Source organism: Micromonospora sp. NPDC048871, assembly GCF_043198155.1.
GTDB lineage: Bacteria > Actinomycetota > Actinomycetes > Mycobacteriales > Micromonosporaceae > Micromonospora.
The window spans coordinates 677,948-690,652 of record NZ_JBICUM010000002.1 but is presented as its reverse complement, the minus strand read 5'-3'; the positions used below and the strand labels follow the sequence as shown (position 1 = coordinate 690,652).

13 protein-coding genes are annotated in these 12,705 nt (G+C 66.8%); 7 read left to right on the top strand and 6 right to left on the bottom strand.

Translation table 11 applies throughout. The features are described from left to right. Positions 1-25 precede the first annotated feature (25 nt). Entirely contained in the window at positions 26-451 is a 426-nt protein-coding gene (locus ACGFIK_RS07695; protein WP_393338302.1) for a hypothetical protein, read from the top strand. Between the two features lie 86 nt (positions 452-537). Here the strand turns inward: ACGFIK_RS07695 and ACGFIK_RS07690 are convergent, their stop codons facing one another. Further along, a complete protein-coding gene (locus ACGFIK_RS07690; protein ID WP_393338299.1) occupies positions 538-1,794 on the bottom strand; it encodes a S8 family peptidase in 1,257 nt (418 codons plus the stop codon). 291 nt (positions 1,795-2,085) lie between these two features. Continuing rightward, the gene (locus tag ACGFIK_RS07685) at positions 2,086-2,586 is read right to left on the bottom strand and encodes a hypothetical protein (protein WP_327024901.1); all 501 of its coding nucleotides are present in this window, start codon (positions 2,584-2,586) and stop codon (positions 2,086-2,088) included. 221 nt (positions 2,587-2,807) lie between these two features. Between ACGFIK_RS07685 and ACGFIK_RS07680 the strand changes: the two genes are divergently transcribed. The 3 genes from ACGFIK_RS07680 to ACGFIK_RS07670 are packed head-to-tail and all read left to right on the top strand — an operon-like array spanning position 2,808 to position 9,285. Then, positions 2,808-6,275 carry a DEAD/DEAH box helicase family protein gene (locus ACGFIK_RS07680; protein WP_393338296.1) on the top strand — a complete coding sequence of 1,156 codons (3,468 nt, stop codon included), beginning with the start codon at positions 2,808-2,810 and terminating at the stop codon, positions 6,273-6,275. After that, positions 6,272-7,765, top strand: coding sequence for a restriction endonuclease subunit S (locus ACGFIK_RS07675; protein WP_327024903.1), 1,494 nt, complete (start codon positions 6,272-6,274; stop codon positions 7,763-7,765). Before ACGFIK_RS07680 ends, ACGFIK_RS07675 begins: the two co-directional genes overlap by 4 nt. Continuing rightward, on the top strand, positions 7,762-9,285 hold the full coding sequence (locus ACGFIK_RS07670; protein WP_327024904.1) for a class I SAM-dependent DNA methyltransferase: 1,524 nt from the start codon (positions 7,762-7,764) through the stop codon (positions 9,283-9,285). The genes ACGFIK_RS07675 and ACGFIK_RS07670 overlap by 4 nt, the downstream gene beginning before the upstream one ends. A 50-nt stretch (positions 9,286-9,335) precedes the next feature. On the opposite strand, the gene ACGFIK_RS07665 is transcribed toward ACGFIK_RS07670, so the two are convergent. Further along, complete coding sequence (locus ACGFIK_RS07665) at positions 9,336-9,593, bottom strand: flavin reductase (protein ID WP_327024905.1); 258 nt, start codon at positions 9,591-9,593, stop codon at positions 9,336-9,338. Then, positions 9,590-9,952 carry a hypothetical protein gene (locus tag ACGFIK_RS07660; protein ID WP_327024906.1) on the bottom strand — a complete coding sequence of 121 codons (363 nt, stop codon included), beginning with the start codon at positions 9,950-9,952 and terminating at the stop codon, positions 9,590-9,592. Before ACGFIK_RS07660 ends, ACGFIK_RS07665 begins: the two co-directional genes overlap by 4 nt. A gap of 102 nt (positions 9,953-10,054) precedes the next feature. Here ACGFIK_RS07660 and ACGFIK_RS07655 point away from each other — a divergent pair, with 102 nt between their 5' ends. Together ACGFIK_RS07655 and ACGFIK_RS07650 are read left to right on the top strand one after the other, a co-directional pair. Next, positions 10,055-10,801 carry a DUF5753 domain-containing protein gene (locus ACGFIK_RS07655; RefSeq protein WP_327024907.1) on the top strand — a complete coding sequence of 249 codons (747 nt, stop codon included), beginning with the start codon at positions 10,055-10,057 and terminating at the stop codon, positions 10,799-10,801. Beyond that, entirely contained in the window at positions 10,789-10,983 is a 195-nt protein-coding gene (locus tag ACGFIK_RS07650; RefSeq protein ID WP_327024908.1) for a DUF397 domain-containing protein, read from the top strand. The genes ACGFIK_RS07655 and ACGFIK_RS07650 overlap by 13 nt, the downstream gene beginning before the upstream one ends. A 96-nt stretch (positions 10,984-11,079) precedes the next feature. Here the strand turns inward: ACGFIK_RS07650 and ACGFIK_RS07645 are convergent, their stop codons facing one another. Further along, positions 11,080-11,235: a hypothetical protein gene (locus ACGFIK_RS07645; protein WP_327024909.1), complete on the bottom strand. Its 156-nt coding sequence runs from the start codon at positions 11,233-11,235 to the stop codon at positions 11,080-11,082. 74 nt (positions 11,236-11,309) lie between these two features. On the opposite strand from ACGFIK_RS07645, the gene ACGFIK_RS07640 reads away from it, so the two are divergent. After that, entirely contained in the window at positions 11,310-12,428 is a 1,119-nt protein-coding gene (locus ACGFIK_RS07640; RefSeq protein ID WP_327024910.1) for an IS630 family transposase, read from the top strand. A 3-nt stretch (positions 12,429-12,431) separates the two neighbouring features. Here the strand turns inward: ACGFIK_RS07640 and ACGFIK_RS07635 are convergent, their stop codons facing one another. Then, a complete protein-coding gene (locus tag ACGFIK_RS07635) occupies positions 12,432-12,701 on the bottom strand; it encodes a hypothetical protein (protein WP_327024911.1) in 270 nt (89 codons plus the stop codon). Positions 12,702-12,705: the final 4 nt, after the last annotated feature.

The window sequence follows — 12,705 nt, the reverse complement described above, 5'->3', positions numbered from 1 at the left end:
GCGCGACGACAGGGGAGGTGGCGCAGTGAGCGAGAGCGCGTTGTTGGACGGATTCCACATCGGACACCTGCCGGAGGGGCTGGGCGATCTGGTCTCCGACTTCGCCAGCGAGTGGGGGGACGTGCAGATCACCAGCCGGGTCTGGGAGCGGCAGACCGCCGACGGGCACCGGGTGGACCTACGGGTGCATGTGCTGCGCGGGCAGCGGCTGGCCGACCTCGACGGGCTGCGCGACTTCCTCGTCGACTACCACGAACGCGAGTACGACGACTCCCAGGTGACCGAGTTCCCGCACCCCGAAGGGCCCGGCCTGGCGACCGATGTTCAGGTGTTCTGGCTGGCCGAGCCGGGAGTCGGGGTGACCGTGCTGGTCGACCCGGAGCGGGTCGACCAGGCGGGCCTGTTCGCCTTCGCGCGTGGCATCGTCCGGCAAGGCCAGCCGGCGGATTGAGGCGCTGCCTGGCGGGCCGTCCAGTAACGGACCAGAACGCGGGCGGGGCCGCAGTTCTGCTGCGGCCCCACTGTGCGAGTCGGAGATCAGGAACCGGTCGGGCCCAGCGGAGCACCACCCGGAATGGGGACGACCCCGGTCGGGCCGACGTAGAGCAGCCGGTTCGGCGAGCCCTCCGGGTTGGGGATCTTGTCCTGGGTGGCGTTGCCCAAGATCAGGTTGCCTACCTGCTGAGGCGTCAGGCCGGGGGTGACGCCGAGGATCAGGGCGGCGGCACCGGCGACGTGCGGGGCGGCCATCGAGGTGCCGCTGGCAATGTAGGAGCTGTTGTCGCTGGTGTACCAGGCGGAACGGATTTCCTGGCCGGGGGCGAAGATGTCGGTGCAGCGGCCCCAGTTGGAGAACAGTGCCCGGGAGTCGCCGATGGTGCTGGCGTTCACCGTGATCGCCTCAAGGACCTTGGCCGGGGTGTATTCGCAGGCGTCGGAGTTGTTGTTACCCGAGGAGATCGTGTAGAGCACGCCTTTCAGGATGGAACCCCGGATCGCGTTCTCCAGGGTGACGTGGCTGCCTTTGGCGCCGAGACTCATGTTCGCCACCGCCGTCCCCTTGGTCACGTGTTGAGCGGTCACCCATTCGACCCCGGCGATGACCGCCGCCGTGGTACCCACTCCGCCGCAGCCGAGGACCTTGACCGCGACCAGTGACACGCTCTTGGCAACCCCGAATGCCCTGCCACCGAGGGTGCCCGCGACATGCGTACCGTGGCCGTTGCAGTCGGTGTTGATCCCGTCCCCGGTGGTGTTGATGCCCCAGACCGCCCGGCCACCGAAATCGGCATGTGTCGTCCGGATCCCGGTGTCGATCACATACGCCCGCACCCTGTTCGTCGCGTCCGGGTACGTGTACGTGTTGTCGAGCGGCAGGTGCCGCTGATCGATCCGGTCGAGCCCCCACGACGGCGGGTTCACCTGCGTACTCGTGAGTCGGACCTCGATGTCCTGCTCGACGTACGCCACTCCCGGCTGGGCAGCGAGCCGGCGAGCAGTGGCGTGGCTCATCGTGCCCGCGAATCCGTTCAACGCATGCGAGTAGGTGTGCGCCACCTTGACGTCGTACCTGGTGGTCAGCTCACGGGTCAGCGTTTGGGCGTTGACGGCCGAGTCGTCCTTGAGTACCACGAGGTAACTGTCCGGAATGGCATTCGGATTGTCGATGCCGAGAATGCTGCCCTCGGCCGCAGCCACCGGTGACGCGGCCACCGAGACGAGTAGGGCAGCCGCAATGGCGACCGCCGATGATTTCGTGGAACGTCGTCGCCAGGTCTTGCGGGCATCGTCCATGGTGATTCCTCCATGCTGACGCTGAGTGTGGGGCCCCGTCGAACACGCAGAGCGCCATCTGCCGCGCAAGAATAACGAAATTCATCTGTAACCGTCAATTATTCAAATTAGCTCATTCATCTCGTGCGGGTTCGATGTCCGGATGAATTGTGTGCTAGCTCGCAAACCTGGCGTAGTCGCGATAATGCTTATTTAGCGTCACCCGGAAGCGGGGCTGGGAAGCTTCGGATCTGCGATTTCCACACCAGCAATTCGCGCTGGAGCAAATTCGCTATGCCGCTAGGTGTTGAGCTACGCAGACGGCGGCTGAGGCGGTTCGTGCTGGTCCTCGGCGACCTGAAGCAGATGGCATCGGACGATCGCCCGGCAGGAGGTGGCCAGGAGCAGTCCGATACCAACCGCCATGATCGGCAGCCCGGCACCGAACGGTCGCTCCGCCACCGAATCCAGGCTGCTCTGCTCGCCCAACATGGCGAAGCTCGCCGCCACCACCGCCAGAGCGGTGACCAGGGTGCCGATGGCGGCGACCACTCCGGTCATCGCCGCCACCACGCTCCGTCCTGCCCACAGTGCCGCCCCGGCAGCCAGCAGCAGCCAACCGAAGGTGAGCAGAGTCCAGCCGCCCCCATCGCCGAGCGAGGCGTACTCCCAGCCGGAGAAGGACCACAGGGCGCGCTCGCTCCGACGAAACCAGGGCATCAGATAGCCGCCGAAGGCGAGCATGGTGGCGACGAGCATGCCCGCGTCGACGGCGAACAGCCGGAGCGTTGAGGTCTGCGGTGCCGTGGACATGATCCTCCTCGTCCAAAAGCTACGGAGCAGCATCGTACGGCGTGATCCACACGTCCGCCCGCTGTCGCGGGACGGCACCGCATCGATGGGCGGCGCCACCGGGGCCAGCGCGTGTCGGGTCGGCGACAAGGTGGGTCAAACGCCATTCCTCGTACGTATCCTGGCGTGTTCATCGGCAACTGTGGACGTGGGGGAACGTGAATCCGCGACAATTACGGCGTTTGGCGGAACGGTCGGCCAACTTCGGTTTCCTGCTGAAGGATCATCCGCTGCTGGTCTGGTATGGGGCGGGCGCTGAGCTGCTGGTTTATGTCGACGCGCAGGCCGCGATGTTCAAGATCCGCGCCTTCGGCGACGAGTTGGCCAAGGAACTGCTGCGGCGCACCGGGCAGCAACCCCGCAGCGACTTCTACCACCGGGTGGAGGCGCTGCACGCGGACGGGACCCTGACCCGGGAGATCCACCGGGCCTTCCACAGCCTGCGGGATCAGGGCAACAAGGCGGTCCACGACCACCTGGCCGAGGTACGTGCCGCACTGGAGATGCTGCGTACCTGCTTCGAGCTGGGACTGTGGTTTCACCGGGCGGTGTCCGGTGACCGCTCGCCGATCGGCTTCGTGCCGCCCACGCCACCACAGCAGCAGGTTCCGCGCAGCGTCGCCGACGCACTCCGAGACGAGCTGGACCGCTACCGCCGGGAGTTGGCCGAGGCGAAGCTGCTGCTCACCGGGGCACAGTCCGTCGAGCGAGCGCAGGCAGAAGCCGAGCGGGCCGCCGACCAGGCGGTTCGGACCGCTGCCGCCGCCCGCGAGGAGGCCGCCGAGCTGGTCACCAGCCTGGAGCCGGCGGCGCGTGCCGAACAGCAGCGCCGGGACGCCAGCCGGACCGGCAAGGTGTCGGCGGCCCGCCGGGAGGAGTTCATCGCTCGTGCCCGGCGTGCCTCCCGCAGACCCCTCAACGAGGCACAGACCCGGGTCGAGATCGACCGGCAGCTCCACGCGGCCGGCTGGCAGGTCCAGGACGAGGAACACGCCAACCTGGAGGCGGGACGCGGCGTTGCCCTCCGGGAGGTGACCCTGGCCAGCGGTCGGGCCGACTACCTGCTCTATGTCGATCAGCAACTGGTCGGGGTCATCGAGGCGAAGCGCGAAGGCACCGCCCCGCGTGGCGTGGAGGCGCAACTCGACCGCTACCGGCGCGGGCTGACCCCCGCACAGAAACTGACCGCCTGGCGGCGAGACATGCCGCTGCCGTTCGGCTATGTCGCCACCGGCACGCAGACCGCCTTCGTCAACGGGCTGGACCCGCATCCGCGTACCCGGGAGGTCTTTGCCTTTCACCGGCCGGAGACGCTGGCCCGGTGGATGCGGGAGGCCGACGACGACCCGGCCGCGCCGACGCTGCGCGCCCGCCTGCGGCAGATGCCGGAGCTGAATCCCTCCGGTCTGCGGCCGGCGCAGATCGAGGCGATCGTGGGCCTGGAACGCTCGCTGGCCGGCGACCATCCCCGGTCGCTGATCCAGATGGCCACCGGCGCGGGCAAGACCTTCACCGCGGTAACCGCCAGCCACCGGCTGCTCAAGCACGCCCGCGCGAACCGGATCCTCTTCCTCGTCGACCGCAACAACCTGGGTCGGCAGACCCTCCAGGAGTACGCGGGCTACCAGACCCCGGGCGACGGGCGAAAGTTCACCGAGCTGTACAACGTGGACCGGCTCTCCGGCGCGGGTCTGCTCGACTCCTCGACCGTGGTCATCTCCACGATTCAGCGGCTCTACGCCGCCCTGCGCGGTGAGGACCTACCCGACCCGGATGCCGACGACCGCGCGTACGACGAGTATGAGCTGGACGCTCCGGCGGAGGTCGGCTACCAGCCGCGCATCCCGCCGGAGACCTTCGACCTGATCGTGGTGGACGAGTGTCACCGCTCGATCTACGGCCGGTGGCGGGCGGTGATCGAGTACTTCGACGCCTTCGTGGTCGGCCTGACCGCCACCCCGGTCGCCCAGACCCTGGGCTTCTTCCAGCAGCACCTGGTCTCGCAGTACACCTATGAGCAGGCGGTGGCCGACGGGGTCAATGTCGGCTTCGACGTGTACCGGATCAAGACCCAGATCACCGAGGCGGGGCACACCATCGACGCCGGAACGGTGGTGCCGCTGCGCGATCGGCGTACCCGGGCCGAGCGTTACCAGGAGCTGGAGGACGATTTCCGGTACGAGGGCAGCCAGGTCGGCCGATCGGTGATCTCCAAGGGGCAGCTGCGGCTGGTGTTGGAGACTTTCCGGGATCGGTTGTTCACCGAGATCTTCCCGGGCCGCAACACCGTGCCCAAGACGCTGATCTTCGCGCGGGACGACAATCACGCCGAGGAGATCGTGACGATGGTGCGGCAGGTCTTCGGGCGTGGCAACGACTTCGCCGCGAAGATCACCTATGCTTCCCGTCGTGAGGGGGCCAACCCCGACACCCTGCTGCAAGCCTTCCGCAACAGCCCGGAGCTGCGCATCGCGGTGACCGTCGACATGATCGCCACCGGCACGGACGTCCGCCCCCTGGAGTGCGTCTTCTTCCTCCGGCCGGTCCGCAGCGCCACCTACTTCGAGCAGATGAAGGGACGCGGGGCACGCACCATCGACCCCGCCGAGTTCCAGGCGGTCACCCCCGACGCGCAGGTCAAGGACCGGTTCGTCATCGTCGACGCGGTCGGCGTCACCGAAGCCGAGTTGGACGAGGCGGTGCCCCTGCACCGCCACTCCGAGAAGCAGATCTCCCTGCGTGACCTGCTCCGCAAGGCAGGCACCCTGACCGCCAACCCGGACGAGGTCGCCACCCTGTCGGCTCGGCTGTCCCGGCTCGACCGGAAGATCACCGACGCGGAGCGGGAGGAACTCGCCGAGCTGGCCGGGCAGCCGCTCACCGCGATCGCCCGGGGACTGGTCGAGGCCATCGCTCCGGAACAGCTCAACCCCGCGAAGGCCGCCGGCCCCCGAGCGGTACGCGAGCTGATGGCCGATGCCCTGCGCCCGTTGGCCGCCAACCCGGAACTGCGGGAACGCATCCTGGCCATCCGGCGGGCCCACGACATCACCATCGACGAGGTGAACGTCGACACCCTGCTGTCGGCGCGCGGGGTGCCAGCCGAGGATCTGGCCCAGAACATGGTCAAGGACTGGCACGCCTACCTGGAAGACCACCGCGCGGAGATCACCGCCCTCCAGGTCTTCTACGAGGGACGCGGCCGGATCGGGTACGCCGACCTGTCCGACCTGGCCCGGCGGATCGCCCGACCGCCGCAAGCCTGGACGGCTGAATCGCTCTGGAAGGCGTACGTCCTGCTCGGCCGCACCGCCGAGGCCCCCGGCGCCCGCAGCGTCACCGACCTGGTCAGCCTCATCCGGTACGAACTGGGGCTGGACACCGAGCTGCGGCCCTACCGCAGCGTCATCGAGGAACGCTTCCGAGGGTGGCTGCTGCGGCAGGAACAGGCGGGAGCTACCTTCACTGCCGACCAGGTGTGGTGGCTGGAGAGGATCAAGAACGTGATAGCGACAAGCGTGGAGGTCACCCCGGACGACCTCGACGGCGCACCCTTCACCGAACGCGGCGGCATCGACGGCTACGCCACCACCTTTGGCCCCCGCGCCGAACCCCTCCTCACCGAACTGAACCAGGAGCTTTCCGCGTGACCGACCTGCCAAAAGGCTGGACGGAAGTACGCCTTGGCGACATCGCCAAGTCCGTCAAGAACGGTATCTTCGTCTCGCGCCCCGGCGCGGAGCCCGACGGCGTGCCGATCCTGCGCATCAGTGCCGTGCGGCCCGGCCACCTTCGAATGGACGATATTCGCTACACGGGACAGAGCACAGAATCCCTGGAGGGATCAGATTCTCTGCTTCGCCCTGGCGACCTCGTGTTTACTCGCTACAACGGAAACATCGACTTCGTTGGAGCGTGTGCACTCGTCCCGCAGAACGTCGGCCCACTGACCTACCCGGACAAGCTTATCCGCGTCCGAGTGAACCCCGAAGCTGCCGTTCCCGAAGTTGTCGCGTACCTATTTCAATCAACTTATGTCAGGTCTCATGTGCGAGCCTTGGCGCGGACGACAGCAGGCCAGGCCGGCATCTCGGGAGCGAGCCTCAAGTCTGTTACGCTTCCGCTTCCGCCGCTTGCTGAGCAACAGCGCATTGCTGCCATTCTCGATGATTTCTTATCTATCTTGAAAGCAGGCATGGCTGAGGTAGACAAAGTTGCTCGACGCGTTGATCGATTTCGGGACAAAGTCATGTACTTGGCGGGCGTGGGAGGTTTGACGGATCAATCATTAACGAGCGTTGCGCATTCACCCGAGCCAGCTAGTGTGATCGATGGTGATTTGCCAAAAATTCCGAGCACGTGGCAGTGGAAGCGGCTGGGGGAGATTGCCGACGTTGTCGGTGGTGTGACCAAGGACGCCAAGCGGCAGTCGGATCCCGATTTTGTGGAAGTTCCTTATCTGCGGGTTGCGAACGTGCAGCGGGGACGTCTCGACCTTGCTGAGGTGACACGGATTCGGGTGCCTCCGAGGAAGGTCGAACAGTTGCGGTTAGTCCCCGGTGACGTGCTGCTCAACGAGGGTGGGGATCGGGACAAGTTGGGCCGAGGCTGGGTGTGGAACGGGCAGATACCCGATTGCATCCACCAGAACCACGTCTTCCGGGCCCGAGTCAGAGATGAGGCGCTGCACCCGAAGTTGTTGGCGTGGCACGCGAACGGATTCGGGCGGCGCTGGTTCGAGGTCAACGGCCTCCAAAGCGTAAATCTAGCCTCCATCAGCCTCGGCAAAATGCGGCAGTTCCCCGTCCCTGTTCCTCCTCGCGATGAGCAGGAAGGGCTGGTGGTGATGGCCGAGACATACCTTTCAATGTTGGATGGCATGGAGAAGGCAGTGGCGACTGCCCGGCAGAAGGCAGCTCATCTGCGCGCGTCGTTGTTGGCGGAGGCGTTCGCGGGGCGGCTCATTCCCCAAGATCCGAATGATGAGCCGGCGTCGGAGTTGTTGGCGCGGATTCGGGCTGAGCGCGAGGCGGCGTTGCCGAGGCAGAAGGCGCGCTCTCGGCGTACGAAGAAAGACTTGCCGGCACCGCCGACCAGGGTGACCGGCGATGACTACCAGCAGGAGGCACTGCCGCTGTGAGCACTGTGGATTCGCGCCGGCTGGTGCAGAAGCTCTGGAACTACTGTGATGTGCTGCGCGACGATGGTGTGTCGACCATCGATTATGTGGAGCAGTTGACCTTCCTGCTGTTCCTGAAGATGGCCGATGAGCGAGCGAAGCGGCCGATGCGGCCGGAGCAGATCGTGCCAGCCGAGCTGAGCTGGCAGACGTTGCTGGATGCCGAGGGTGACGCGCTGGAGGTGCAGTACCGGCACATCCTGACCGGGCTGGCCAAGGAAGGCGGCACCCTCGGCACGATCTTCCGCAAGGCGCAGAACAAGATCCAGGATCCGGCGAAGCTCAAGCGGCTGATCGTCGACCTGATCGACAAGGAAAACTGGTCCGGGACCGGTGTCGACGTCAAGGGCGATGCGTACGAGGAGTTGCTTGCCCGGGGCGCGGAGGACACCAAGTCGGGGGCGGGACAGTACTTCACCCCTCGGGCGCTGACGGCCGCGATGGTGGACTGCATGATGCCAACCCCGGACGACACGATCACCGATCCGGCCTGCGGCACCGGTGGTTTCCTGCTCGCCGCCTTCGAGTACGTCCAGCGGCACCACGGCGCAAGCCTCACCCCGGACCAGCGCCGCAGCCTCGCGGCTGGCGCGATCACCGGTACTGAGCTGGTCGAGGGTACGGCGCGGCTGGCCGCCATGAACATGTTGCTGCACGGCATCGGCACCCCAGGTGGGGAGTCGCTGATCACCATCGGTGACGCGCTGGGTAAGCCGCCAGCCCGCCGGCACACCCTGGTGCTGGCCAACCCGCCGTTCGGCCGCAGCTCCACGATCCGGTCGGTGACCGAGACCGGCAAGGCGTCCCGCGAGGAGCGGGAGATCGAACGCACCGATTTCTGGGCGGCGACGGCCAACAAGCAGCTCAACTTCGTACAACACATCGCCGCGCTGCTGGAGATCGACGGCCGGGCGGCCGTGGTCCTGCCGGACAACGTGCTTTTCGAGGGCGGCGCGGGGGAGACCATCCGTCGTCGACTGCTCAAGCAGTACGACCTGCACACTCTGCTGCGCCTGCCCACCGGCATCTTCTATGCCGGTGGGGTCAAGGCCAACGTGTTGTTCTTCGAGCGCAAGCGGGCTCGCGAGCAGCCATGGACCCAAAAGCTCTGGGTGTACGACTTCCGTACCAACCAGCACTTCACCCTCAAGCAGAATCCGCTGCGCCGCGAACACCTCCAGGATTTCGTGGACTGCTATCTGCCCGGCAAGGACCGCTCGGAGCGGGTGGAGTCCGAGCGGTTCAAGGCGTTCAGCTACGACGAGTTGATCGCCCGGGACAAGGTGAACCTGGACATCACCTGGCTGCGTGACGCTTCGCTGGAGGACGTCGACGCCCTGCTGCCGCCCGAGGTGATCGCTCAGGAGATCGTCGAAGACCTCCAGGCCGCCCTGCGCGAATTCGCCGCCATCGCCGAGGCCCTGTCCTCCCGCGCGGAATCCGCACAGACCTCGACAGAGCCGCCAGCCGCGGATGAGTGACCCGCCCCGGGCGCGGCAGGGGGAATTGCCGCCACCCGGGACGGGGGTCCTCAGGAGGGGTGGATCGGCACCCAGTCGGTGAAGCGCTGGTGCAGGTTCGTCGGGTAGGCGTTCGGGTGCAGGTCGGCTAGTTGTTCGGTGGCCTGTTCGCGCAGGGTCACCAGGTGGACCAGCAGCCCTGGCATGTTGCCCCGGTACTCGGCGAGCAGGCGTAGCTTCGCCGGTGAGCAGGGCCAGGAGCTGCCGCAGGCTTGGCAGCGCCAGGTCGGGCGGGAGGGGATGTGATCGCGCGGGTGCGGTCGTCTCACCGGTCGCCCCCGGTCGTGCCGCGCCGTCGGCTCCGAGCCCGGCTTCTGCTCGGCGGGGGTACGGGTAGAAGCCCGACTGGCCGCACAAACAGCTCGCGGCGCTCGGTGGCGTCGCCGTTGCGGTCGAGTACGTAGACCTGGATCCAGGCCCAGCCGTGGTAGCTGTTCCGATCGGTCAGCTCGCGGATTACCCGGACCGCTATCGGCCTGGCGAACTGCGGTGACGCCTCGCGGGTCAGCAGGTAGACGCCGGGTGTCACCCGGGGGGTGCCGTCCTCCCGGTGGCCGGGCACCGGGGTGGCCGGGCGACTCGTCCAGCGCGACGCGGGAACGGCATTCGCGGGCTTTAGTGCAGACACAGGCGACCTCCTCGCAACCACGATCACTGGTTGCATGTGGACAGATACACCGCGTGGATATAGGTTCATCAGACGTCATAGACGTCCCTCTCGGAGGTGGTCATGAACCAGGCGCTGAGGGCAGCCATGGCCGATGCCGGTGAAACCATCGATAGCCTCGCCGAGCAGGTCGGGGTGGACCCGAAGACGGTTGGACGCTGGATTACACCGGGCCGTGTGCCGCATCCGCGTCACCGTGCGGCGGCGGCTGCGGCGCTCCGGCGTGAGGTGGAGGACCTTTGGCCGGACGTTTTGAAACGTCGTGAACCGCCGTGGCTGCGGCCATGGGTGGAGACGGAGCTTCAGGCGACCTCGCTGCGGTCCTTTCAGGTCGCTGTCATTCCGGGCTTGTTGCAGACACCGGCGTACGCGTCGGCAGTTCTCAGCTGCGGGTTGCTCGGGCAAGACGAGGTGGCCGACTACGTCGAGACCCGTATGCGCCGCCAAAAGGCAGTACTGGAACGGCGTAAGCCGCCTCTCTTCGTCGCGGTCGTTGACGAGTTCGCGCTACGCCGAGGCAGCCCGGAGATCATGCGTCCGCAGCTTGACCACCTGGTCAACATGGCCCAGCGGCCCAACATCCTGCTGCACGTACTCCCCTTGGACGCTGGCCTGCACGCCGGGCAGGCGGGGCCATTCGTCATAGCGACCACCGAAGACGGCGATGTCGCGTACCTCGATGATCAGGCGGCCGGGCGGCTGACAAACGAGACCACCGGGCTTTGGTCGATCTGGGATACGCTGCGCTCGGTGGCACTTCCGCGCCGGCAGACTCTCGACTTCCTAGAGGCACGATCATGGCTGACCTGACCGGCGCCATCTGGCGCAAGAGCACCCGGAGCAGCTCCAACGGCGGCGACTGCGTCGAGGTCGCGGACAACCTGCCCGGTGTGGTTGGCGTACGCGATTCAAAGGATCCGGCCGGCCCGGCGCTGACCTTCACCTCGGCCGCCTGGCGGGCCTTCCTCACCCACCGCACCGCACGGCCCTGACCTGAGCATCGGCAGGCGTTGTGGGAGACGAGGAGTTGATCCTGGTTGTTCCGTGTCCAGTTGAAGGACCGTCGTGGGTCCGCTGCTGAGCAGCTTTCAGGTCAGCCGTCGCACGACAGGGCGCAGCACCGTGATCAGCGGGCCGAGGTCGGCTGTGATGAGGTGCTGCTGGCAGGCGCCGATGTTTGCTTCCGCGTTCAGTTCGGACCAGTCGAGCAGGTAGCCGGCTGCCGCCGCTAGTGCTCTGACCACGAAGGTTCGCGGTGTTGGATGACACGCCGTCCGGCTTGGCTGACGGGCGGCGTCGCGGGCTTCAGGCTGTGGCGGTGGCAGAACCCGTGCGCGTCCGGCGGCTCAGTGACCAGGAGGGTCAGCAGCTGCTGAGGATCACCCGTCGTGGTACCGGCTCGCCGGTCCGATTACGGCGGGCCATGGTCGTGCTTGCTTCGGCCGGTGGGAACACGGTGCCGGCGATCGCCCGGCTGGTGCAGGCGGACGAGGACACGATCAGGCAGGTCATCCACCGGTTCAACGAGATGGGCATGGCCAGCCTGGACCCTCAGTGGGCGGGTGGCCGTCCCCGCCTGATCAGTGACGATGACGAAGCGTTCATCGTCGAGACGGCCAACGCCCGCCCCGAAGCACTGGGGCGGCCGTTCACCCGGTGGAGCGTGCGCAAGCTCGCCGACTACCTCACCGCCCATGCCACTCGCCGAGTTCGGATCGGGCGGGAACGTCTGCGGCAGATCCTGCACCAGCACAAGATCACCTTTCAGCGGACGAAGACGTGGAAGGAGTCCACCGACCCCGACCGGGATGCCAAGCTGGCCCGCATCGAGTACGTCACCGCGCATTTCCCGCAGCGGGTGTTCGCCTTCGACGAGTTCGGGCCACTGGTCATCCGTCCGCAGGCCGGTGCCGGGTGGGCGCCGTCCGGGCATCCGCAGCGGCTGCCGGCGAACTACCACAAGCTGCACGGCGTCCGGCAATTCCACGGCTGCTACAGCGTCGGGGACGACCAACTCTGGGGCATCGTCAGGCGTCGCAAGAGCGCTGCGAACACCCTGGCCGCGCTCAAATCGATCCGGGCTGCGCGTCAGGACGGAGCGCCGATCTACGTCATCCTCGACAACCTCTCCGCGCACAAGGGCCTCAAGATCCGGGCGTGGGCGGCTCAGAACAAGGTCGAACTGTGCTTCACCCCGACGTATGCGTCCTGGGCCAACCCGATAGAAGCCCAGTTCGGCCCGCTGCGGACCTTCGTGATCGCCGGCTCCGACCACCCGAACCACACCGTCCTGACCCGCAAACTGCAGGCCTACCTGCGCTGGCGAAACGTCAACGCACGTAATCCCGACGTCCTGGCCGCCCAACGCCGCGAACGCGCCCGCATTCGCAGCGAACGCCAACGAGGCTGGCGGCAGCCGACTACACGTGCCGCCTGAGCGTCACGCATCGCCGGTTGCCCGCCCCACCCCGCCAAGCGCATCCAGTAGCCGCTTCCTCGCCTCCTGCAGCCGGACGGGGTAATCCGGCCTGAACACCTCCGCCAGCGAGGTCTCCAGCGTCCCGCAGATGCGATACAGCGGGGACCAAACTGCCTGGTCGCGATCGACCAACTCGTCGAAATCGGCAGTGCCCATCATCCGGTGAAGCCAGTCTGAGAGCACCAACGCTTCGTCCCGGCTCAGCCTGATCATGAAGTCGTCCTCCGTCACCGCG